Raw genomic sequence first — 22,588 nt, forward strand, 5'->3', positions numbered from 1 at the left:
TTGCTGGCTTGTGCGAGCCAGCTCAAAGTTCTTAACATTTGTGTTTCAAATTTGAACTGAGTTTATTTCTGTCCTGTTATGTGGGTGTTATTTTAAAGCCGCAGGTTAACCATAACCTTACAAAGCCTGTGGTTTTTCTTCCCAAGGACACCTTATGAAAACCTCACTCTTCAAAAGTCTTTATTTCCAGGTCCTGACAGCCATCGCCATCGGTATTCTGCTGGGTCACTATTACCCTGAGCTGGGCGCGCAAATGAAACCGCTTGGCGACGCGTTCGTTAAGCTCATCAAAATGGTCATCGCTCCGGTGATCTTCTGTACCGTCGTGACGGGCATCGCTGGCATGGAAAGCATGAAGGCGGTCGGTCGTACCGGTGCAGTGGCGCTTCTCTATTTTGAAGTGGTCAGTACCCTTGCGCTGATTATCGGTCTGATCATCGTCAACGTGGTGCAGCCGGGCGCGGGGATGAACGTAGACCCGTCAACGCTGGATGCCAAAGCGGTCGCAGTGTATGCCGAGCAGGCGAAGGATCAGGGCGTGGTGGCCTTCCTGCTGGACGTGATACCGGGCAGCGTCATTGGCGCGTTCGCCAGCGGAAACATCCTGCAGGTTCTGCTGTTTGCCGTGATGTTTGGCTTTGCTCTGCACCGTCTGGGCAGCAAAGGCCAGCTTATCTTTAATGTGATCGAAAGCTTCTCCCAGGTGATTTTCGGCATCATCAATATGATCATGCGCCTGGCGCCGATCGGTGCTTTCGGCGCGATGGCCTTCACCATCGGTAAGTATGGCGTCGGTACGCTGGTGCAGCTGGGTCAGCTGATTATCTGCTTCTATATCACCTGTATCCTTTTCGTGGTCGTGGTGCTGGGCTCCATCGCCCGCGCGACGGGTTTCAACATCTTCAAATTTATCCGTTACATCCGCGAAGAGCTGCTGATCGTTCTGGGGACCTCCTCTTCAGAATCCGCGCTGCCGCGTATGCTCGACAAGATGGAAAAGCTGGGGTGCCGTAAATCGGTGGTCGGGCTGGTGATCCCGACGGGCTACTCCTTCAACCTGGACGGCACCTCGATATACCTGACGATGGCGGCCGTGTTTATCGCTCAGGCGACCAACAGCCATATGGATATTTTCCATCAGATTACCCTGCTGGTGGTGCTCCTGCTCTCCTCTAAAGGCGCGGCAGGCGTTACGGGCAGTGGCTTTATCGTGCTGGCTGCTACTATTTCCGCTGTGGGTCACCTGCCGGTGGCGGGTCTGGCGTTGATTCTCGGTATCGACCGCTTCATGTCAGAGGCGCGTGCGTTAACCAACCTGGTGGGTAACGGCGTGGCGACGGTGGTGGTGGCGAAATGGGTGAAAGAGCTGGATCACAAAAAGCTCGACGATACTCTGAATAACCGTTCAACTGACAGCAAAAATCCTGGCTTAACCTCTTAATCTTGTCACAAATGCCCGTATTCCCTTGTCGGGATGCGGGCTCCTGCGCATAATAACTGTTCGTACCTGTCATAATTCGACAAGATTTTTTTTGGGTATATTTCACTTCTGACCGTGACGTTTTGCCGAACGCGCGGTCTAATCGACGTGTTTTCATCGTCATCTTTAAGAGTGAAGCGCGTCGCGAAACACTCTTTTTTAACCAGGAATGTTGATCAGGGGTTCACATGCAGGGCACAAAAATTCGACTCTTAACCGGCGGTTTGCTGATGATGGCAGCAGCCAGTTATGTGCAGGCAGATGCGCTCCAGCCAGACCCGGCCTGGCAACAAGGGACATTAGCGAACGGTTTTCAGTGGCAGGTTTTAGCCACTCCGCAACGTCCCAGTGACCGTGTAGAAATCCGTCTGTCCATTAATACCGGTTCCCTCGCGGAAAGCACTCAGCAAACCGGTTTTAGCCATTTTATTCCACGGCTGGCGCTCACGCAGAGCGGCAGCCTGCAAGCGGTTCAGGTGCGTTCGCTTTGGCAGCAGGCCATCGATCCGAAACGCCCACTCCCTCCGGCTGTGGTCTCGTATGACTACACTATGTTTAACCTGAGCCTGCCAAATAACCGTAACGACCTGCTTAAAGAAGCGCTTACGTATCTCTCCGATGCCTCTGGCAATCTGGCGATTACGCCGGACACCGTCAACTATGCGCTGAGCAACAGTGACATGGTGGCGACCTGGCCCGGGGATACCAAAGAGGGCTGGTGGCGTTACCGCCTGAAGGGCTCGACGCTGCTGGGACATGACCCGGCCGAACCGCTGAAACAGCCGGTGGACGCCGAACAGGTAAAATCGTTCTACCAGAAGTGGTACACCCCGGATGCGATGACGCTTATCGTGGTGGGTAACGTGGACAGCCGCGCGGTGGTGGAGCAGATCAACAAAGCGTTTGGTGATTTGAAAGGCAAGCGTGAAACGCCAGCCCCTGTCCCGACGCTCTCTCCGCTGCGTGCAGAGCCTGTCAGCATTATGACGGACGCCGTGCGTCAGGATCGCCTCTCCGTCATGTGGGATAACGCCTGGCAGCCAATCCGCGAGTCTGCGGCGATGTTACGCTACTGGCGTGCCGATCTGGCGCGTGAAGCGCTGTTCTGGCACGTTCAGCAGACGCTGAGCAAGAACAACGTGAAGAATATCGGTCTTGGCTTTGACTGCCGCGTGCTGTTCCAGCGTGCGCAGTGCGCCATCAACGTTGAATCGCCGGGCGATAAGCTGAATGCCAATCTGGGCGTGGTCGCAAAAGAGCTGGCAAAAGTGCGTAAAGAGGGGCTTTCCGAAGAGGAATTCAACGCTCTCGTGGCGCAGAAAAAACTCGAGCTGCAGAAGCTGTTTGCGACCTACGCTCGCGCCGATACCGACATTCTGATCAGCCAGCGTATTCGCTCCCTGCAGAATCAGGTGGTGGACATTGCGCCGGAACAGTACCAGAAACTGCGTCAGGACTTCCTGAACGGTCTGACCGTCGAGATGCTCAATCAGGACCTTCGTCAGCAGCTGTCGCAGGAGATGGCGTTGATCCTCCTGCAACCGAAGGGCGAGCCGGAATATGACATGAAGGAACTTCAGAAGACCTGGGATTCCATTATGGCTACCGCGCCGCAGCCAGCGCAGGCCGCCACGGCTGATGATTTACATCCGGACGCGACGGATATTCCGCAAGGGCAGTAATGCTTAAACATTCCCTCTCCCACAGGGAGGGGGTGTTCATCGTCCACTCTCCCTGTGGGGAGAGTAATCCCCAGTAATTTTTTACCTGAAGCGATGAATGTTGCTTCAGGTAAATGAATGACTTACAGCGATGCCCTGAGCCACCCTGGCACGTTCACAAGTCATGTTGTTACAGAGTAGCAAGGAACATAAAGTGAACGGAATGACCACCAGAGCCGTATGTTCCCCCTCACCCCAGCCCTCTCCCTCAAGGGAGAGGGGGTCGTCCGTGCTGGCATTATTTTGTGGGGAACCCTCAGCCCCGTGGGAGAGGGTTAGGGTGAGGGCATCAGCCCGCAGCCTCTTTAAACAGGCATCGCCTCGCGCGGAATAATTGCCCCGCGATACTGAATCACAGTGCTGGCCGTCAGGTGCCCACGCTGTGCCGCCGCTTCCGGCGTTCCACCCGTCAGCCGTACCGCCAGATATCCCGCGCTGAATGAATCACCGGCCGCCGTGGTATCAATCACTTTCTCTTTGGCAAGCTTCACCGCCGGAACGTCAACCAGCGCTTCGCCCGCCACCGCGACCAGGCACGAATCCGCCCCGCGCTTAATCACCACTTCGCTCACGCCTGCCGCCTGCGTGCGTGCAATCACGTCCTCTACCGGTTTCTCACCCCACAGAGCGTTTTCATCGTCGAGCGTGAGGAAGGCGATGTCGGTGCACTGCAGCATCTGCTGATAGACCTGCTGCGTCTCTTCGCGGCTGGCCCACAGGCGCGGGCGGTAGTTGTTATCGAAAATAACCTTGCCGCCGTTTGCACGGCATTCGCGCAGCAGCGAGAGCAGTTTTTCACGGCTGGTAGGGCTCAGGATCGCCAGGCTAATCCCGCTCAGATAGAGGTAGTCAAAGGTCGCCAGCTCTTCGCAGATGGCCGCGGCCGCGTCGCTCTCCAGCCAGAATTTGGCCGCGGCTTCGTTACGCCAGTAATAAAACGTGCGTTCGCCGGTGCTGTCGGTTTCGATGTAATAAAGCCCCGGGAGGCGGTTCTCCATACGTTGAATCAGCGACGTTTCGACATGTTCACTCTGCCAGGCCTCCAGCATTTGCTGGCTGAAGCTGTCCGTACCCAGGGCGGTCACGTAGTTCACGGTGAGCGCCTCAGGCGCGACCTGACGGGCAATATAAACGGACGTGTTTAACGTATCGCCACCAAATCCGCGGCTGACTTCCGCGCCTTTTTGTGACAGCTCAATCATGCATTCGCCAATCACGGCAATTTTTTTGGACATAGTCGTGAACCTGAACAGAAGAATTATCAGCAGTGTGCGCTGAGTGAATTAACCGGTCAACTATATTAAAACAACGTTCCATTATTTTATTTGAGCCAGCGCGTGTTCCCGCGCATTTCTGTCATCTTAATTTCATTTTCCCGGTGAATTGAACATAAAGTTCTCAATTGTCGCGCCGATAATCCTGTGACGAGTCCAGAAAGGCTATCCCAACAACAGGACATCTGAAATGAAGTCAGAGCAGGTTATCCAGCGGCTGAGCACTACGCCTGAGGCAAGTATTGAGAACTTGCAGGAGCATCGCTACTGGCTGCAATGTGAGCGTGCGTACACCTATCAGCCGATCTACCGAACAGATGGTCGACTGATGGCAATTGAAATTTTGACCGTCGTTACGCATCCCTCAAACCCTACTCAGCGCATCGCGCCGGATCGCTATTTTGCCGAAGTTGCCGTTCGCCAGCGCCTGGACGTGCTGGAAGAACAGCTTCGTATGCTGGCAACGAAGCAGTCCTTTTTCGAACGGCACGATATCCTCGCCTCGGTGAACGTCGATGGTCCAACCCTGCTTGCGCTGCGTCAGAACGCAAAATTGCAGGAGCTGATCGCCACCCTGCCGTGGATGCGCTTTGAGCTGGTGGAGCATGTCCGCCTGCCGCAGGACTCCTCGTTTGCGTCGATATGCGAATACGGCCCGCTGTGGCTGGATGACTTTGGCACCGGCATGGCGAACTTCTCCGCCCTGAGTGAGGTGCGCTACGACTACATCAAAGTGGCCCGCGACCTGTTCATTATGCTGCGTCAGACCCCGGAAGGGCGGAATCTGTTTACGCTGTTATTACAGCTGATGAACCGCTATTGCCAGGGCGTGATTGTTGAAGGTGTGGAAACACTGGAAGAGTGGCGTGATGTGCAAAACTCTCCCGCAGCGGCGGCGCAAGGCTATTATCTCTCCCGCCCGGTACCCATGGATCGCCTCGATAGCGTTATAACGACCCTCTGATAAGCCCGCTTCCCTTTGTCTGGACTATAGTTTTACAGGACAGGTCATCAGGAAAGGGGATAAAAATGACGAGAACAACCAGGGTAATCTCCTGGACAGCAGGGATTTTCTTGTTGTTGATCGTGGTCGTCGCCATCATTATTGCGACGTTTGACTGGAACCGTCTCAAGCCGACCATCAACCAGAAAGTCTCAACCGAACTGAACCGCCCCTTCGCCATACGCGGCGATTTAGGGGTGGTATGGGAGCGTCAGAAAGAGGAGCCCGGCTGGCGCAGCTGGATCCCCTGGCCTCACGTCCATGCCGACGACATCATTCTCGGCAACCCGCCGGATATCCCGGACGTCACCATGATCCACCTGCCGCGCGTTGAAGCCACGCTGGCTCCGCTGGCGCTCCTCACCAAAACGGTTTATCTGCCGTGGATCAAACTTCAGCAGCCCGATGCGCGCTTGATCCGACTCTCAGAAAAAAACAACAACTGGACGTTTAACCTTGCCAGCGACAGCGAAAAAGATCCGAATGCCCAGCCTTCTTCCTGGTCATTCCGTCTCGACAATATTCTTTTCGATCGCGGACGGATCGCCATCGACGATAAGGTCAGCAAGGCGGATGTGGAGATCCTCGTCGATCCGCTGGGCAAACCGCTGCCGTTTAGCGAGGTCACGGGCACGAAAGCAAAAGGCGACGCGGCAAGCGTAGGCGACTATGTCTTCGGCCTGACGGCAAAAGGACGCTACAACGATCGGCCTCTCAGCGGTAAAGGGAAAATAGGCGGCATGCTGGCGCTGCGGAGCGAAGGCACGCCGTTCCCGGTGCAGGCGGACTTCCGTTCCGGTAACACCCGCGTGGCGTTCGTGGGCACGGTCAACGACCCGATGAATATGGGGGGCGTCGATCTTCAGCTTAAATTTGCCGGCGATTCACTGGGCGAGCTGTATGAACTGACCGGCGTGCTGCTGCCGGATACCCCGCCGTTCGAAACGGACGGGCATCTGGTCGCCAAAATCGATACCGAAAAATCGTCCGTTTTTGACTACCGGGACTTCAACGGCCGTATCGGCGACAGCGACATCCACGGCACGCTGACCTACACCACCGGAAAACCGCGCCCGAAACTGGAAGGGGATGTTGAGTCCCGTCAGCTGCGTCTGGCCGATCTTGGTCCGCTGATTGGCGTGGACTCGGGTAAAGGTACCAGGTCGAAAGAGGTCAAAAAGGATGTTCAGCCTGCGGGCAAAGTGCTGCCATACGATCGTTTCGAAACAGACAAATGGAACGTGATGGATGCGGATGTGCGCTTCAAAGGCGGAAAAATTGAACATGGCAGTACGCTGCCGATCAGCAATCTTTCGACCCATATTCTCCTCAAAAATGCCGACCTGCGCCTGCAGCCGCTGAAGTTCGGCATGGCGGGCGGGACAATTTCCTCGAACATTCATCTGGAAGGCGATAAGAAGCCGATGCAGGGACGGGCGGAGATCCAGGCGCGTCGATTGAAGCTGAAAGAGCTTATGCCGAACGTAGAGCTGATGCAGAAAACCCTCGGTGAAATGAACGGTGATGCCGACATTCGCGGTGTGGGGAACTCGGTGGCGGCGCTGCTGGGCAGCGGCAATGGTAACCTGAAGCTGCTGATGAACGACGGGCTGGTGAGCCGAAACCTGATGGAGATCCTGGGGCTGAACGTCGGTAACTACGTCATCGGGCAAATCTTCGGTGATGACGAGGTGCGGGTGAACTGCGCGGCGGCCAATCTGGATCTGGTTAACGGCGTGGCGCGCCCGCAGATATTTGCCTTCGACACGGAAAACGCGGTGATTAACGTGACCGGGACCGCCAGCATGGCCTCGGAGCAGCTTGATTTGACGATTGACCCGGAAAGTAAGGGGATCCGCATCATCACTCTGCGCTCGCCGCTTTACGTGCGCGGGACCTTCAAAAACCCGCAGGCGGGCGTGAAGCCCGGACCGCTGATTGCGCGCGGTGCGGTGGCTGCGGCCCTGGCGACGCTGGTCACCCCGGCCGCAGCGCTGCTGGCGTTGATTTCGCCGTCAGAAGGCGAGGCCAATCAGTGCCGGACTATTTTGTCGCAGATGAAGAAGTAAGGTGCGGCCTGTTTTTGCCGGGTGGCGCTGCGCTTACCCGGCCTACGGGACTTTCTCCCTCTCCCTGTGGGAGAGGGGCGGGGTGAGGGCATCAGGCCGCAGTGAATTACAGAGCCTGATGCTTCGTCTCGTGAGTCAGCAGCAGCGCAATCAGCGTCAGCGCCGCCATGGCCGCCAGATAGACGCCCACATAGAACAGACCATAGTTCGCCTGCAGCCAGGTGGCGATATACGGCGCAACGGACGCGCCCAGAATAGAGGCAACGTTGTAGGAGAACGACGCGCCGGTATAACGCACTTCCGTCGGGAACAGCTCAGGCAGCAGCGCGCCCATCGGGCCGAAGGTCAGCCCCATCAGGCTCAGGCCAATCAGCAGATAGGCCATCACCAGCGCCGGGCTACCTGAACCCAGCAGCGGCGGGAAGACGAACAGCGCGAACAGAATAATCAGCGTGGTGATCGTAATCATGCTCGCACGACGACCAAATTTATCCGCCAGCAGGCCCGCAATCGGTACCATCACGCCAAACCCGATCACCGCCATCATCAGCATCCACAGCACTTCGTTACGCGGCAGCCCCAGCCCAACCGGCGCGGCGGCGGTACTGAACGTCATGGAGTAGACGGTCATGATGTAGAACAGCGTATAGGTTGCCAGCATGATGAACGTGCCCAGCACGGTCACGCGGACGTGTTTGGTCAGCAGCGTACCCAGCGGCACTTTCACCTGCTTGTTCGCTGCGGCCACTTTCGCAAAAACAGGAGTCTCATGCAGCGAAACACGCACATACAGCCCAATCAGCACCAGCACGGCTGAGAAGATAAACGGGAGACGCCAGCCCCAGCTCATGAACTGTTCATCCGTCAGCAGCCAGGAGAGCAGCAGGAACGTCCCGTTGGCAAAGAAGAAGCCAATCGGCGCGCCCAGCTGCGGAAATGAACCGTACAGCGCGCGCTTGCGCGCCGGGGCGTTCTCGGTGGCCAGCAGCGCCGCGCCGCCCCATTCACCGCCCAGCCCCAGACCCTGACCGAAACGCGCCAGCGCCAGCAGGACCGGCGCCAGAATGCCGATGGTTTCATAGGTCGGCAGGAGACCGATGGCTACGGTGGAGATGCCCATCGTCAGCAGCGAGGCCACCAGGGTGACTTTTCGGCCAATGCGATCGCCAAAGTGTCCAAACAGCGCAGAGCCAATCGGACGCGCAACAAACGCGATGGCAAAGGTCGCCAGAGACTGCAGCGTGGCCGCCGTCGGATCGCCCTGAGGGAAGAAAATATGCGGGAAGACGATGACCGCGGCGGTGGCATAAATATAAAAGTCGAAGAACTCAATGGCGGTGCCAATCAGCGAGGCGACGACAACTTTATTGCGCGAGTTTACCGGAACGTTTTCCGTTCCTGAGTCGAGTGTGGTGGCTGTTGCTTGCATAATATTTTCTTATTTTTGTCGAACGAAAGGCCATATTACGCACAGCAAAAGCGACATTTCAATCTGTAACAAAGCCGCGTGCTGGTGATAAAAGCAACAAAAAGCGGATAATTTTCAGGCCAGCGAAAACGCGTCTATGAAATGCTTCACAGATTTTAAATATCAGTCAATTAAACTGGTTTTCAGTTAAATAAAAGTTACGGACTGGATTTATATGCTGAAATGATGAATCGGGCTGAAATTTCAGCCCGAGAGCGGGGCTAGCGGTGCGTTTTACCGGGCATTCGCGTGTCGCCTTTGTACTCGGCGGTGGCAATCCATGCCGCGCAGAACAGAGTCAGACGGGCGAAGAAATAGAAGAAGGCCATCAGTCCCAGCACCGAGCCAAACGCCGCGCCGGAAGGGGATTTCACCAGCGACGGCAGCGTGTAGGTCATCACGATTTTGATCACCTCAAAGCCGATCGCCGCAATCAACGTGCCGCGGATCAGCGCCTTCTTGCGCGGACGATGGCGGGGCAAGCGCCAGAAGATCCAGAAGAACAGCAGGTAGTTGGCGAAGATGGAAATGGCCAGCCCAATGCCGCGCCAGGCGGGCTTGAGCCATTCGATGTAATCAAGATAGAGCGCGGAGATGATCATCTGCTGCGCCGAGCCCGCCACGGAGGTAATGGAAAGCGTCACGATCAGCGCGACGAGCAGGCCAATCAGCGAAACAAAATCGCGGAGATACTTCACCCAGATTTTCTCCTGGTCCTGCGGCTTACGCTCCCAGACGTCGCGCGACTGGGCGCGAATGGCCTCGCGCAGGTTGCCCATCCAGTTAACGCCGGAGTAAAGGGCAATCAGCAAACCGACGATGCCGACGGTGGTACGCTGCTGAACGGCGGTATTGATGGTGCTCTTGAGCGTGCTGGCAAGGGTTGGGTCACTGACGTTATTCAGGATCTTACTGAAGATATCCTGCAGCAGCGTCGGGTGCGACGCGAGCACAAAACCGGCTGCCGCAAACGACACCATCAGGATGGGAATCATCGACAGGAAGGAAAAATAGGTGATGGCGGCACCAAACTGGTTCCCCATGCGGTCATTAAACCGTTCTGTGGCGCGTATCAGGTGCGCAATCATGGGAAGCTGCTGGATCTTTTCTGCCATGCTGGTAACCGTACCCAGCGCTTTGCTGGCTGTTCCCGGCGTTGCGGGCGCTTCAGGCTCGGTTTCCATCTTTTTGATGGGCTCATACTCTAAATGTTGGGTGGGTCGTTGCGGGTTGTTTTCCGGCGTCACGCGCATTTTCCTTTTCGTTGAGCTGGATGTGTTTTTGAATTATAGCTTGCGGCTAGTCCACGTAAGCTTTTGTGAGTTCGGTAAGCCACTCCATGAACAGATGGACCCGGCGGGAGAGGTTGCGGCGGTGAGGGTAAATCAGGGAGACAGGCATCGGTTCGGCCCGGTATTGCGGGAGGATCTCAATCAGTTTCTTCGCGCGCAGTAAATCGCGCACCCCAACCCGCGGAACCTGAATAATGCCCAGCCCGGCGAGACAGGCAGCCTGGTAAGTTTCCGTGCTGTTGACGGTTAACACCCCGCCCGTTTTTATCCACTGCGTCGTACTGCCATTATAAAACTCAAAGCCCTGCGGGCGGGTTCCCAGCATCGCGGCGTAGTGGATGACGGCGTGCGAGCCTAAATCGTCGAGCGTTTCCGGGTAGCCAAATCGCGCCAGATAATCCGGGCTGGCGCAGTTAATCACCGACAGCTTGCCCAGCGGACGGGCAATCAGCCCTGAATCCTTCAATGTGCCGACGCGCACCACGCAATCAAACCCTTCGCGGATCACATCCACCAGACGATCGCTGCTGCTGAGCTCCAGTTCAATGCCCGGATAGTGCTGCAGAAAAGCAGGCAGTTTGGGGATGACTAAATTTCGAGCAACGCCGACGGGCATATCCACGCGGAGCCGACCGCTGATGCTGGAGGGATCGTGCTGAAACATACCGTCGAGTTCATCAAGGTTTGCCAGCAGATCTTTTGCCCGTTCGTAATAGACCATGCCGTCCTGCGTCAGGCTGACGCGGCGCGTGGTGCGGTGCAATAGCTGGGTGCCAAGCCGGTTTTCCAGGGCCTGAATTTGCCGCGAGACGCTGCCTTTCGGCAGGGTTAATGTTTCGGCCGCGCGGGAAAAACTCTCCAGTTCCGCGACGCGGACGAACAACTGCATTGCGTGAATTTTATCCATAGAGGAAGCTCATTGTTGTTTCTGTTGAAACAGTGAAGCGTTTTAACCCATCTTTATTGATTTTCTATCACCTAATAAGCTCTTTCTCAATCTCCTTAACAGCCAAAACGAGGTTTATGATGAGTGAACGTATCGCATTAGTGACGGGTGGTAGCCGTGGTCTGGGTAAAAACGCTGCGTTAAAGCTGGCGGCAGACGGAACGGGAATTGTCCTGACATACAATCGTAGCCAGCAGGAAGCGCTGGATGTTGTGCATGAAATTCAGGAAAAAGGCGTCAACGCAGCGGCATTACAGCTCAACGTCGGGGATATCACGAGTTTTGATCATTTTGCCCGACAGCTTCAGGAAACCCTTAAGACCGCCTGGCAGCGCGAAACCTTTGACTATTTATTGAACAATGCCGGAACGGGTTTATATGCGCCCTATGCCGACACGACGGAAGCCCAGTTTGATGAAGCGCTGAACATTCATTTCAAAGGACCTTTCTTCCTGACCCAGCGCCTGCTGCCGCTGCTTAACGACGGGGGGCGTATCCTCAACGTCTCAAGCGGGCTGGCCCGTTTTACCCAGCCGGGCTCTGGGACCTACGCGGCCATGAAGGGGGCGATGGAAGTGCTGACGCGTTATCAGGCGAAAGAGCTGGGCGCGCGCGGAATTTCCGTCAATATCATTGCGCCGGGCGCGATTGAAACCGACTTTGGCGGCGGACGCGTGCGCGACAACGCGGAGCTGAATCAGCTTCTGGCCTCGCAGACGGCGCTGGGCCGGGTGGGGCTGCCGGACGATATTGGCGATGCCATTGCGGCACTGCTCAGCGATAAATTGGGCTGGATGAATGCGCAACGTATTGAAGTATCAGGCGGTATGTTCCTGTGATACACGGGCTTAAGGGGAAGGAACCCCTTAATGAAACCCTTAGTATGGATGTGTCTGCATACTGACAGTGATAAAGAACGCAGGCAGCCATAGCCGATAACCCCTTTTCATCACGATATTTCTCAAGAGAAAGACCCTGATGATTATTTATTAACGCAATGGCGGCAGAAAATATTTTCAGCGAATGACGTTTGATATTCGTTTCCTCTTAATAGCGACACTGAAGAGGAAACGACGTCCGGGAAATATCTGCTAAAAAGCGGTTGGTCAGGAATTATTATTCAGGTATTCCTGCTGTAATAAACCAAATAGCCAGTCATTTTGCCAGCGCCCCGCAAGGTAATAGCTCTCGCGTAATTCACCTTCCAGACGAAAGCGGGCTTTTTCCAGCAGGCGTCTTGACGCGACATTTCCCGCGGTGACGGTGGCGGTGAGTCGCCGTATACCGCCCTGATGAAAAGCGTAATCGCAAAGCGCTTTCAGGGATTCAAAGCCGTAACCTTTCCCCTGCGCCTCGGGTGCGAAAAGGAAGCCCACTTCGGCGCAGTCTTCCTCCCGATGAATATACCCGGTAACACCCAGCGGGGCCTGTGAGGCGATGTCACGCACGACGAGACAAAGCCAGTGCGCGCTGCCCGGTGCCCATGGGGCCAGGCGCGAATCAAACGCCTCGCGGATCGCCGCGACGGGGCGGCCTTCCGCCACAAAGCGCATCACGTCCTGGTGCTGCTGTAGCGCCAGAAAAAAGGGCCAGTCTTGCTCCTGCAGGGGCGAACAGGTCAGGCGAGAGGTAATTAAAACCGGCATTCAGATTCTCCTGAAACATTTTAAATCATTTTAGGGTTGTCACTTTATTTCAACAGAAAGTCAGGTATGGTTAACCGCGTATAAATAAAAAGAATAAAGGGCATTTCGTGCCCATTCCGGATGTCTTCGTTGTCGCTTAAGGAAAACAATGACTCTCAGCACATCACATCATATTCGCGAACAGTTTGAACACTGTCTGGCGGTCATTCGCCATGCGTCGGTGGAAATTTTACTCCTTCTGAATGTACATGCTTCTGAGGGAAAAGATCCACGCTGGTTTCTGGAACAACTCGACAGCGCGCGATTAGCTCTGGGCGGCTGGGGAGCCGTTGCGAAAAAACTCAACCTCAATGATGCCGAGATGTCGGAATTTACGCTCCAGCTGCGCCTGCTGCAGCAGCGCGTTCCGCAGTATGAAAGCGGACAGGATGTGAGTGAAAACCAGCTTATTGCGGCGATGCGGTTTGTGACCGCGCTGGAACATCTTCGCCTGCAGCAGCCGCTGTTGACCTACAGCACCGACCTGGCACCGGGAAGCGAACTCCAGCAGCAGGCGCACAAGCAGGTACGCGCGATTGAGCTGATGATTAAAGGACTCATCCAGCAGGCCTGGCCCGATCAGGTGCGGCTGAACAACCATCTAAAGACCCTGTTTAACGCTGACCGCGTACGGCGCTGGCTGAAGCTTGGCGAGATCAATGATGTCCTGAGCGGCATGATGTTCAGTGAACTGGCGCAGATGCTGGTGGATAAAAAAGAGTTCAGCCGCTATTACGCTTCGCTGTTCAGCGACCCGTCCATGCTGACGCTGCTGGTTGAACCGCGCAAAACGCTGCAAACCTTCCTCGATGACATCCGGCAAATCCGCAACAGCATCACCGTTCAGAAAACGTTAAGCTCGGCGCAAATTCAGCTGCTGGATAGCTACTACGCGCAGATCGCGCGGCCCGTTCAGCGCGCGTTTGAAGAGGGGAGAACGCGCGTCAATCCGGCCGGATTCATGGCGGTAGATGCCAGCGAATTGCATACCTTCTGGGAAAAGGCGCAGAAAATGGATCGGGTCACCGGTGGGGATCTGTTTGAAGTCCGTGACACCATTGAAAAGCCGACCCAGCGCGCGCCGCGTACCCCTGAACAACGCGAGCAGCTCATTTCCGGTGCGCTATGGGGGGCGGTTGGCGTCATGGTGATTGCCATCGTGGCAGGGGGCTTCTGGCTGGTGACCAGCAGCAAACCGCAGCCTGCAACCGCCAGCGCGGCTGAAGCGGCTCCTCCGCAGGAAATGCGCGAGACGCCTTCTTCGCGCGAAACGCTCACGCGCATGGGGGTCACCTGGGACGAGAATAATTTCCGCTCGGCCATTAACCGCAACGATACCCGCGTAACCCTGCTATTTTTGCAGGGCGGTATGGACTGGAAGCTGTCCTGGACCGAAGAGGCGATGTCGGCAGGCTATGACGATGTGCTGGAGCTGATGTTACGCTACCGCCAGAACATGGTGGAAGAGAAGCCGTGCCGTCGCTTCATCAACACGCTCAGCCACGCCATGTCGAACGGCGAGTCTCTGACCTCGGTTCGTAAAGAGTATCTCAAAGCTTTCTGCACCGTACCTGCCGTGGTGAAACGCCAGCAGCACGATCTCGACATGGCCACACGGCGCGCGCAGTCGCAGCCGGATGCCACCACGAAAAAATGGCAGTCTATTCAGACTGCCATTTATGAGGTGATTCGCTAAAATTTTTCCCCTCACCCCAGCCCTCTCCCCATAGGGGCGAGGGAGATGAAGAGCGCACCGTGCAGTCCCCTCTCCCCTCTGGGGAGAGGGTTAGGGTGAGGGGTGAGGGCACCAGACCGCACCCCGCTTAAGGCTCCCCATACAACCCAATCAGCCGCCGCACCACGCCGTTCGTCCAGCCGAAACCGTCCTGCAGCGGATACTCACCCCCGCCACCTTCGCGCGGCGTGCTGCTGGCGATGTGGTACTTCTCAATCAGCTTGTGATGCGTCTTATAAAAATGGTTCACCGTATGCAGCCAGCTCCAGGCGATCTCATCGCCCAGCGAGTCGTTGCCGTACTGCTTGAACCCCTGAATCGCCATCCACTGCAGCGGCGCCCAGCCGTTGGGTTTATCCCACTGCTCGCCGGTTTCGTACTCGGTCGCCAGAATTCCGCCCGGCGTCAGCAGACGCGCCTTGACCGCATCCGACAAACGTTCTGCCTGCTCGTGCGTCGCCATTCCAACATATAGCGGCACAATGCTGGCGGCAGAAAACAGCGCCAGCTCTTCGCGTCGCCAGTCGTAATCGCGGTAGCAGCCGCTCTCCTCGTCCCACAGATAGCGGTTCACCGCCGCGCGGCGATCGTTGGCTTTCTGGCGGAACGCCTCTGCCGTCTCTTTATCCCCTTTCGACGCGGAGATGTTGGCGATAGCGCTTTCCAGCTTGAACAGGAAGGCATTCAGATCGATGGGGATAAACTGCGTCGTGCGGATGCTGGCGAGCCGCGACGGATCGCGCAGCCAGCGGGACGAATAATCCCAGCCGGACGCCGCACCCGCGCGCAGGTCGCGATATACCTCATTGGGCGGACGACCCGAGTGGCGGGCAGTTTCCACGTCCTCAATCCACGATTCGTCGCGCGGGGTATCACGGTCGTCCCAGTAGCGGTTGAGCAGTGAACCGTCCGGCATGCGCACAGCACTGCGGTAAGCCTGGTTAAGCAGCAGCGACTCCGCGCCGTCCATCCAGAAGGCGTATTCCATTTTGAGGTGATCCAGATAGCGTTTCGCACCGCGCACGCCGTCCTCCTCGAACAGCTCCACCATCAGGGCAAAGACCGGCGGCTGTGAGCGGCTGAGGTAATAGGTGCGGTTGCCGTTGGGGATATGCCCGTAGCGTTCAATCAGCCAGGCGAAGTTGTCCGCCATACATTTGAGCAGATCGTTACGGCCGCTCTCCGCCAGCCCCAGCATGGAGAAATAGGAATCCCAGTAGTAGGTCTCGCTGAATCGCCCGCCGGGGACGATATAGGCCTGCGGCAGGGCCAGCAGGGAAGACCAGGGAATATGATCCTGCGGCTCGCGCGTCAGCACCGGCCACAGGTTATCAATATGCTCTTTCAGGGAGAGTCCCGGGTCGGAGACATATTCTGTGCCGTACGTTTCAGGCATCCAGAAGTGGTTCTCCACAAACTGGCGCAGGTCGAAATCCCGGTGGCGTCTGACCTTGCGGTAGCGGATCAGGATATCCAGCGGATCCATCTTCGGCGCGCAGTCGGGGAAGGTTTTACTGTCCGCAAACAGCCGCGTCGACTGCACATGCTCGAACAGTTCAAGATAGCGGTCTGCGGGCGTCAACGCATCGGAGGCGGGTAGCCCCTCGATCATTTCGGGTTCCGGCTCCGCCTCAATCATTTCATCCAGTTTCAACTCGCAGGGATCGGTCTCGTAGCGCAGCTCTTCTGCAATCTCGAACTCGATGTTCTCGGTAGCCTGTAGTTTCTGGTTGAACATGGTGATAGGGACCTCCGGTTGTGTGTTCAAAAGACAGGTTTATCCGGGCGTCTTATAAGCGTAGACATTCGCTTCGGTAGATGGGGAGGGATATGTGCGGTAGATCACTATTTTCGGAGCATTCGTTTTGCAACGATTTATGAATGTTAAAAAAATGCCCCTCCGGAGAGGGGCATCAGGATTAACGCATGGTCACAAACTCTTCCGCGGCCGTAGGGTGGATGGCCACCGTGTTGTCGAAGTCTTTCTTGGTTGCGCCCATCTTCAGCGCCACGGCGAAGCCCTGCAGGATCTCGTCCATGCCGAAACCGATGCCGTGGATACCGACAATCTTCTCTTCCGGACCTACGCAGACCAGCTTCATGCGGCACGGCTGACGGTGAGAGGTGACGGCGGTGTACATCGCGGTAAATGCCGATTTATACACTTTCACCTGGTCGTCGCCGTACTGCTCGCGCGCCTGCGGCTCGGTTAAGCCGACGGTGCCGATTGGCGGGTGGCTGAAGACCACGGTTGGGATGTTGCTGTAGTCCAGATGCTCGTCCGGCTTGTTGTTGAACAGGCGCTCGGAGAGACGACGGCCCGCCGCAACGGCGACCGGCGTCAGCTCAACCGCGCCGGTGTTATCGCCGACCGCATAAATGCCCGGTACGCTGGTGTTCTGGAATTTATCGACGACGATATAGCCTTTTTCGTCGGTTTTCACGCCCGTCACGCCCAGGTTGAAGTTATCGTTCGCAGGTTCACGGCCAATCGCCCAGATCAGGCAATCGACGGTCTGGCTGCGGCCATCTTCCAGCTCAAGCGTCAGGCTACCATCCGCGTTTTTCACCACCGCTTTTGGCACGGCGTTGGTGTGCAGGGTCGGGCCTTCGGTGTTCATCACTTCAACCAGCGTATCGACAATCAGCGGGTCAAAGCTGCGCAGCGGCGCGTGTTTACGTACGAACAGGTGCGCTTCCGCGCCCAGGCCGTTAATCACGCCAGCCAGTTCCACCGCGATATAGCCCGCGCCAACAACGGCAACGCGTTTTGGCAGGGCAGGCAGCTCGAAGAAACCGTCGGAGTCGATGCCGTATTCCACGCCCGGGATGTTCGGGTGGCTCGGACGACCGCCGGTGGCGATCAGGATGTGATCGGCGGTGATCGTCTCGCCGTTCACTTCGATCGTTTTCGCGTCCACAAAGCGGGCGAAACCGTGGATAACATCGACGTTATTTTTACCCAGCACGTTGTCGTACGAGGTGTGAATACGGTCGATGTAGGCGGTACGGCTGGCGATCAGTTTGTCCCAGTCGAAGCGGTTGATGGTGGTGTCAAAGCCGTAGTCCGGGCCATACATATGGATAGCTTCACGGATCTGCGCCGCATGCCACATCACTTTCTTCGGTACACAACCCACGTTCACGCAGGTGCCGCCCAGCGCTTTGGCTTCAATCAGCGCGCACTTCTGGCCGTACATGGCCGCACGGTTGATGGAGGCGATGCCGCCGCTGCCGCCGCCGATTGCGATGTAGTCATAATGCTTAGTCATTGCTTTTGTCCTTAATCGTGAATTGCCGCGATTGTATACCTGAAATCAATAGTTTCCACCGATGACTGCGATTACTCCGGCACGATCCAACTGACGGTGGCGTGGCCTGTACCGGCGGGGACCAGCGTTTTATGCAGCCACGGCAGCACGTTGTTCATCTGCGCTTCGAGCTTCCACGGCGGGTTGATCACAATCATGCCGGAGGCGGTCATGCCGCGCTGATCGCTGTCAGGGCGTACCGCCAGCTCGATCTGCAGGATCTTGCGGATGCCGGTCGCTTCCAGGTCTTTGATCATGCGTTTGATCTGCGCGCGCAGCACCACCGGGTACCACAGGGCATAGGTGCCGGTAGCAAAGCGTTTGTAGCCTTCGTGGATGCCGGTTACCACCGCCTGATAGTCGGTTTTGATTTCGTACGGCGGGTCGATCAGCACCAGGCCACGACGGGAAACCGGCGGCAGTTTGGCCTTCAGCTGCTGGTAACCGTCGGCTTTTTCCACGCGGGCGCGGCTGTCTTTCTGGAATTCGGAACGCAGCAGCGGGAAGTCGCTCGGATGCAGTTCGGTCAGCTGGAGGCTGTCCTGCTCGCGCAGCAGCTGGCGTGCAATCAGCGGTGAGCCAGGGTAGTAGCGTAGCTGGCCGTTGCGGTTGAAGTGATTTACTACGCCGATGTAAGGCTCCAGCTCGGCAGGCAGATCGTCCTGCTGCCAGATGCGGGCAATCCCTTCCAGATATTCACCGGTACGCTCGGCATGCTCGCCGCTCAGCTGATAACGGCCCGCGCCCGCGTGCGTGTCCAGATAGAGAAACGGCTTCTCTTTCTCTTTGAGCGATTCGATGATCAGGCTCTGAACGGTGTGTTTAAGGACGTCGGCGTGGTTGCCTGCGTGGAAGCTGTGGCGATAACTGAGCATGGATGAATGTGTTCCAGGTAGTAAACGTAGGCCCGATAAGCGTAACGCCATCGGGCAAAAATAGAGCGTATCGCCACAGTATACAGAAAAGTTTCCACCGCCGCGAAAGCGCAACGTCCGGCATTGAAATCCTCTACACTTAACCCCATTCTAGATCTCATATGCACAGCGCCGGATGCGCGCTTCATTCACCTATTTCAACAGGACAGCGTTTATGACCAATCCATTACTGACGCCTTTTTCGTTGCCGCCGTTTTCTAAAATCCTCCCTGAGCATGTTGTTCCAGCCGTTACGCAATCGCTGGACAACTGCCGCGCGGCGGTAGAAAGCGTGGTAGCGCAGGGCGCGCCGTACACCTGGGAAAATCTGTGTCAGCCGCTGGCCGAAGTGGACGACGTGCTGGGGCGTATCTTCTCCCCGGTGAGCCACCTGAACTCGGTAAAAAACAGCCCGGAACTGCGCGAAGCCTACGAGCAGACCCTGCCGCTGCTCTCTGAGTACAGCACCTGGGTCGGGCAGCACGAAGGGCTGTACAAAGCCTACCGCGACCTGCGCGACGGCGACCACTATGCCGAACTGAACACGGCGCAGAAAAAATCGGTCGATAACGCCCTGCGTGATTTTGAGCTGTCCGGGATTGGCCTGCCAAAAGAGAAGCAGACCCGCTACGGCGAAATTGCCGCGCGTCTGTCCGAGCTGGGCAACCAGTACAGCAACAACGTGCTCGACGCCACCATGGGCTGGACGAAGCTGATTACCGACGAAGCTGAGCTGGCCGGTATGCCGGAAAGCGCGCTGGCGGCGGCAAAAGCCCAGGCCGAAGCGAAAGAGCAGGAAGGCTTCCTGTTGACGCTTGATATCCCGAGCTATCTGCCGGTGATGACCTACTGCGACAACCAGGCCCTGCGCGAAGAGATGTACCGCGCGTACAGCACCCGCGCCTCCGATCAGGGGCCGAATGCCGGTAAGTGGGACAACAGCCCGGTAATGGCGGAAATCCTCGCCCTGCGTCACGAGCTGGCGCAGCTGCTGGGCTTCGAAAACTACGCGGATAAATCCCTCGCCACCAAAATGGCGGAGAACCCGCAGCAGGTGCTCGACTTCCTGACCGATCTGGCGAAACGCGCCCGTCCGCAGGGTGAGAAAGAGCTGGCCCAGCTGCGCGCCTTCGCGAAAGCCGAGTTCGGCGTGGACGAGCTGCAGCCGTGGGATATCGCGTACTACAGCGAAAAACAGAAGCAGCACCTCTACAGCATCAGCGACGAGCAGCTGCGCCCGTACTTCCCGGAAAACAAAGCCGTTAACGGCCTGTTCGAAGTGGTAAAGCGCATCTATGGCATCACCGCCAAAGAGCGTACCGATATCGACGTCTGGCACCCGGACGTGCGCTTCTTCGAGCTGTATGATGAGAAAAACGAGCTGCGCGGCAGCTTCTACCTCGATCTCTACGCGCGTGAGAACAAGCGCGGCGGGGCGTGGATGGACGACTGCGTGGGCCAGATGCGTAAAGCCGACGGTTCCCTGCAAAAACCGGTCGCCTACCTGACCTGTAACTTCAACCGTCCGGTAAGCGGCAAACCGGCGCTGTTCACCCACGACGAAGTGATCACCCTTTTCCACGAGTTCGGTCATGGTCTGCACCACATGCTGACCCGCATCGAAACCGCAGGCGTAGCCGGTATCAGCGGCGTGCCGTGGGATGCGGTCGAGCTGCCAAGCCAGTTTATGGAAAACTGGTGCTGGGAGCCGGACGCGCTGGCGTTTATCTCAGGTCACTATGAGACCGGCGAGCCGCTGCCGAAAGCGCTGCTGGATAAAATGCTGGCGGCGAAAAACTACCAGGCGGCGATGTTCATTCTGCGCCAGCTGGAGTTCGGCCTGTTCGATTTCCGCCTGCACGCCGAGTTTAGCCCGGAGCAGGGTGCGAAAATCCTTGAGACCCTGGCCGAGATTAAAAAGCAGGTTGCCGTTATTCCAGGGCCAACCTGGGGCCGCTTCCCGCACGCGTTCAGCCACATCTTCGCCGGCGGCTACGCGGCGGGCTACTACAGCTACCTGTGGGCCGACGTGCTGGCCGCGGATGCCTTCTCCCGCTTCGAAGAAGAGGGGATCTTCAACCGCGAAACCGGCCAGTCGTTCCTCGATAACATCCTGACCCGCGGCGGGTCTGAAGAGCCAATGGTGCTGTTCAAACGCTTCCGCGGACGCGAGCCGCAGCTGGACGCGATGCTTGAGCATTACGGGATCAAAGGCTGATTGTTACGTGAAGATCTGCTTAGTAGATGAAACAGGCGCCGGAGACGGCGCCTTATCTGTTCTGGCGGCCCGCTGGGGGCTGGAGCACGATGAAGAAAACCTGATGGCGCTGGTGATGACGCCGGAACATCTCGAATTACGCAAGCGCGACGAACCGAAGCTCGGCGGGATTTTCGTCGATTTTGTCGGCGGCGCGATGGCGCACCGGCGCAAGTTCGGCGGCGGTCGCGGCGAAGCGGTGGCCAAAGCGGTCGGCATCAAAGGGAGCTACCTCCCGGACGTGGTCGATGCCACGGCGGGGCTGGGGCGCGATGCGTTTGTGCTGGCGTCTGTCGGCTGTCGCGTGCGGATGCTGGAGCGTAATCCGGTCGTCGCTGCGCTGCTCGATGATGGACTAGCGCGGGGCTATGCGGACCCGGAAGTCGGCCCGTGGCTGCAGGAACGACTACAGCTGATCCACGCCTCCAGCCTGACGGCATTGACGGATATCACCCCGCGCCCGCAGGTGGTCTATCTCGACCCTATGTTCCCGCATAAGCAGAAAAGCGCGCTGGTGAAGAAAGAGATGCGGGTGTTTCAGTCGCTGGTGGGGCCTGATTTGGATGCCGATGGCCTGCTGGAGCCGGCTCGTCAGCTTGCCACGAAGCGGGTGGTGGTAAAGCGCCCGGACTATGCGCCGCCGCTGGCGGACGTTGCGACCACTAACGCGGTGACCACCAAAGGGCACCGGTTTGATATTTATCCGGGTACGCCGGAATAAAAAAGCCGGGTGGCGGCTTCGCCTTACCCGGCCTGTGTCCTCGATCTATCCCCTCTCCCTTTGGGAGAGGGTTAGGGTGAGGGGAGTTTAACGCACTTACTCGTCTTCTTCGTCACGCAGTGGAACAATCAGCATATCCACGTGAACGGTGTTAATCAGCTGGCGCGCTGAAGACATCAGCTTGCTCCAGAAGTCCTGATGATGACCGCAAACCACCAGGTCCATATCGTATTTCTTGATCGCATCAACCAGCACCTGGCCCAGGTCGCCGCTGCCGCTCAGGGTTTCGGTAATCGGATAGCCCGCGTTGGTGGAGAGTTCGCTCAGGGCATGGTGAGTCTCTTCGGAGATGCGTTTCTGCATATCGCCAAGATTCACGTCGATCAGACCGGTGTAGAGGTCGGAGTAATTCACGTCAACGTGAATCAGCGAAACTTTCGCGTTGTAGGGACGTGCCATGGATACCGCTTTATCAACCAGCACTTTGCTCTCCGGAGAGAGGTCAACCGCGATGAGAATGTGTTTGTAAGCCATAGTGTTACTCCTTCCTTAAGTTATCGATGACTAAGTGAGAATGCCGTCGTCTGATACTTTCATTACGGCCCAGTTAAACATATTTTTCAAGCTTTGGTGTTGATAACGATTAACCTTGTGGCAAAAAAATTAACGGATCTCCTACACTGTTAAATGAGCCGTTCGGATATTAAAACGC

The 22,588-nt window shown here is 57.0% G+C and carries 17 protein-coding genes and 1 pseudogene; 8 read left to right on the forward strand and 10 right to left on the reverse strand.

Going from position 1 to position 22,588, the window contains the following annotated elements:
• Nucleotides 1-154: 154 nt before the first annotated feature.
• Together HCH49_RS17650 and HCH49_RS17655 are read left to right on the forward strand one after the other, a co-directional pair.
• On the forward strand, nucleotides 155-1,441 hold the full coding sequence (locus HCH49_RS17650) for a dicarboxylate/amino acid:cation symporter (protein ID WP_023309587.1): 1,287 nt from the start codon (nucleotides 155-157) through the stop codon (nucleotides 1,439-1,441).
• 227 nt (nucleotides 1,442-1,668) lie between these two features.
• A complete protein-coding gene (locus HCH49_RS17655) occupies nucleotides 1,669-3,162 on the forward strand; it encodes a M16 family metallopeptidase (RefSeq protein ID WP_033146870.1) in 1,494 nt (497 codons plus the stop codon).
• Nucleotides 3,163-3,506: 344 nt separating this feature from the next.
• Here the strand turns inward: HCH49_RS17655 and HCH49_RS17660 are convergent, their stop codons facing one another.
• Nucleotides 3,507-4,436, reverse strand: a complete 930-nt coding sequence (locus HCH49_RS17660; protein WP_214538963.1) for a sugar kinase — start codon at nucleotides 4,434-4,436, stop codon at nucleotides 3,507-3,509.
• A 229-nt stretch (nucleotides 4,437-4,665) separates the two neighbouring features.
• Between HCH49_RS17660 and pdeH the strand changes: the two genes are divergently transcribed.
• Nucleotides 4,666-5,439, forward strand: coding sequence for a cyclic-guanylate-specific phosphodiesterase (pdeH, locus tag HCH49_RS17665; protein WP_039263033.1), 774 nt, complete (start codon nucleotides 4,666-4,668; stop codon nucleotides 5,437-5,439).
• A gap of 65 nt (nucleotides 5,440-5,504) precedes the next feature.
• On the forward strand, nucleotides 5,505-7,547 hold the full coding sequence (locus tag HCH49_RS17670; protein WP_214538962.1) for an AsmA family protein: 2,043 nt from the start codon (nucleotides 5,505-5,507) through the stop codon (nucleotides 7,545-7,547).
• 106 nt (nucleotides 7,548-7,653) lie between these two features.
• On the opposite strand, the gene HCH49_RS17675 is transcribed toward HCH49_RS17670, so the two are convergent.
• The 3 genes from HCH49_RS17675 to HCH49_RS17685 all read right to left on the reverse strand — a co-directional run bounded on the left by HCH49_RS17675 (nucleotide 7,654) and on the right by HCH49_RS17685 (nucleotide 11,214).
• Entirely contained in the window at nucleotides 7,654-8,976 is a 1,323-nt protein-coding gene (locus tag HCH49_RS17675) for an MFS transporter (protein ID WP_023309582.1), read from the reverse strand.
• 260 nt (nucleotides 8,977-9,236) lie between these two features.
• Complete coding sequence (gene yhjD / locus HCH49_RS17680) at nucleotides 9,237-10,262, reverse strand: inner membrane protein YhjD (protein WP_047059925.1); 1,026 nt, start codon at nucleotides 10,260-10,262, stop codon at nucleotides 9,237-9,239.
• 52 nt (nucleotides 10,263-10,314) lie between these two features.
• The gene (locus tag HCH49_RS17685) at nucleotides 10,315-11,214 is read right to left on the reverse strand and encodes a LysR family transcriptional regulator (protein WP_048976957.1); all 900 of its coding nucleotides are present in this window, start codon (nucleotides 11,212-11,214) and stop codon (nucleotides 10,315-10,317) included.
• Nucleotides 11,215-11,333: 119 nt separating this feature from the next.
• Between HCH49_RS17685 and HCH49_RS17690 the strand changes: the two genes are divergently transcribed.
• The gene (locus HCH49_RS17690; protein WP_094934859.1) at nucleotides 11,334-12,092 is read left to right on the forward strand and encodes an SDR family NAD(P)-dependent oxidoreductase; all 759 of its coding nucleotides are present in this window, start codon (nucleotides 11,334-11,336) and stop codon (nucleotides 12,090-12,092) included.
• A gap of 97 nt (nucleotides 12,093-12,189) precedes the next feature.
• On the opposite strand, the pseudogene HCH49_RS22405 reads toward HCH49_RS17690, so the two are convergent.
• A pseudogene (locus tag HCH49_RS22405) lies at nucleotides 12,190-12,288 on the reverse strand (lysozyme); the annotation flags it as partial.
• Between the two features lie 71 nt (nucleotides 12,289-12,359).
• Complete coding sequence (locus HCH49_RS17695; protein WP_094934860.1) at nucleotides 12,360-12,899, reverse strand: GNAT family N-acetyltransferase; 540 nt, start codon at nucleotides 12,897-12,899, stop codon at nucleotides 12,360-12,362.
• Between the two features lie 148 nt (nucleotides 12,900-13,047).
• On the opposite strand from HCH49_RS17695, the gene HCH49_RS17700 reads away from it, so the two are divergent.
• A complete protein-coding gene (locus tag HCH49_RS17700) occupies nucleotides 13,048-14,634 on the forward strand; it encodes an STY4199 family HEPN domain-containing protein (RefSeq protein WP_087823654.1) in 1,587 nt (528 codons plus the stop codon).
• Between the two features lie 127 nt (nucleotides 14,635-14,761).
• On the opposite strand, the gene HCH49_RS17705 is transcribed toward HCH49_RS17700, so the two are convergent.
• From HCH49_RS17705 to HCH49_RS17715, 3 genes are all read right to left on the reverse strand, one after another.
• Complete coding sequence (locus HCH49_RS17705; RefSeq protein ID WP_033146864.1) at nucleotides 14,762-16,411, reverse strand: alpha,alpha-trehalase; 1,650 nt, start codon at nucleotides 16,409-16,411, stop codon at nucleotides 14,762-14,764.
• A 181-nt stretch (nucleotides 16,412-16,592) separates the two neighbouring features.
• Nucleotides 16,593-17,945 (reverse strand): glutathione-disulfide reductase, encoded by a 1,353-nt coding sequence (gene gorA, locus HCH49_RS17710; RefSeq protein ID WP_033146863.1) that lies wholly within the window; start codon nucleotides 17,943-17,945, stop codon nucleotides 16,593-16,595.
• A 71-nt stretch (nucleotides 17,946-18,016) separates the two neighbouring features.
• Nucleotides 18,017-18,859, reverse strand: a complete 843-nt coding sequence (locus HCH49_RS17715; RefSeq protein ID WP_032640380.1) for a 23S rRNA (adenine(2030)-N(6))-methyltransferase RlmJ — start codon at nucleotides 18,857-18,859, stop codon at nucleotides 18,017-18,019.
• A 214-nt stretch (nucleotides 18,860-19,073) separates the two neighbouring features.
• On the opposite strand from HCH49_RS17715, the gene prlC reads away from it, so the two are divergent.
• Complete coding sequence (gene prlC / locus HCH49_RS17720; RefSeq protein WP_048976969.1) at nucleotides 19,074-21,116, forward strand: oligopeptidase A; 2,043 nt, start codon at nucleotides 19,074-19,076, stop codon at nucleotides 21,114-21,116.
• Nucleotides 21,117-21,123: 7 nt separating this feature from the next.
• Nucleotides 21,124-21,876, forward strand: a complete 753-nt coding sequence (gene rsmJ, locus HCH49_RS17725; RefSeq protein ID WP_029740252.1) for a 16S rRNA (guanine(1516)-N(2))-methyltransferase RsmJ — start codon at nucleotides 21,124-21,126, stop codon at nucleotides 21,874-21,876.
• A 96-nt stretch (nucleotides 21,877-21,972) separates the two neighbouring features.
• Here rsmJ and uspA read toward each other — a convergent pair whose 3' ends face one another.
• Nucleotides 21,973-22,410, reverse strand: a complete 438-nt coding sequence (gene uspA, locus HCH49_RS17730) for a universal stress protein UspA (RefSeq protein WP_003861223.1) — start codon at nucleotides 22,408-22,410, stop codon at nucleotides 21,973-21,975.
• Nucleotides 22,411-22,588: the final 178 nt, after the last annotated feature.

The organism is Enterobacter sp. Y17, assembly GCF_019730495.1.
In the GTDB taxonomy this organism is placed as follows: Bacteria; Pseudomonadota; Gammaproteobacteria; order Enterobacterales; family Enterobacteriaceae; genus Enterobacter; species Enterobacter asburiae_B.

Bases quoted from the DNA above. Each gene is read 5' to 3' on its own strand.
- HCH49_RS17715 (WP_032640380.1), bottom strand. From the start codon at position 18,859: ATGCTCAGTTATCGCCACAGCTTCCACGCAGGCAACCACGCCGACGTC.
- HCH49_RS17675 (WP_023309582.1), bottom strand. From the start codon at position 8,976: ATGCAAGCAACAGCCACCACACTCGACTCAGGAACGGAAAACGTTCCG.
- HCH49_RS17650 (WP_023309587.1), top strand. From the start codon at position 155: ATGAAAACCTCACTCTTCAAAAGTCTTTATTTCCAGGTCCTGACAGCC.
- HCH49_RS17695 (WP_094934860.1), bottom strand. From the start codon at position 12,899: ATGCCGGTTTTAATTACCTCTCGCCTGACCTGTTCGCCCCTGCAGGAG.
- HCH49_RS17660 (WP_214538963.1), bottom strand. From the start codon at position 4,436: ATGTCCAAAAAAATTGCCGTGATTGGCGAATGCATGATTGAGCTGTCA.
- uspA (WP_003861223.1), bottom strand. From the start codon at position 22,410: ATGGCTTACAAACACATTCTCATCGCGGTTGACCTCTCTCCGGAGAGC.
- HCH49_RS17700 (WP_087823654.1), top strand. From the start codon at position 13,048: ATGACTCTCAGCACATCACATCATATTCGCGAACAGTTTGAACACTGT.
- HCH49_RS17705 (WP_033146864.1), bottom strand. From the start codon at position 16,411: ATGTTCAACCAGAAACTACAGGCTACCGAGAACATCGAGTTCGAGATT.
- pdeH (WP_039263033.1), top strand. From the start codon at position 4,666: ATGAAGTCAGAGCAGGTTATCCAGCGGCTGAGCACTACGCCTGAGGCA.
- HCH49_RS17670 (WP_214538962.1), top strand. From the start codon at position 5,505: ATGACGAGAACAACCAGGGTAATCTCCTGGACAGCAGGGATTTTCTTG.
- gorA (WP_033146863.1), bottom strand. From the start codon at position 17,945: ATGACTAAGCATTATGACTACATCGCAATCGGCGGCGGCAGCGGCGGC.
- HCH49_RS17685 (WP_048976957.1), bottom strand. From the start codon at position 11,214: ATGGATAAAATTCACGCAATGCAGTTGTTCGTCCGCGTCGCGGAACTG.
- HCH49_RS17655 (WP_033146870.1), top strand. From the start codon at position 1,669: ATGCAGGGCACAAAAATTCGACTCTTAACCGGCGGTTTGCTGATGATG.
- HCH49_RS17690 (WP_094934859.1), top strand. From the start codon at position 11,334: ATGAGTGAACGTATCGCATTAGTGACGGGTGGTAGCCGTGGTCTGGGT.
- prlC (WP_048976969.1), top strand. From the start codon at position 19,074: ATGACCAATCCATTACTGACGCCTTTTTCGTTGCCGCCGTTTTCTAAA.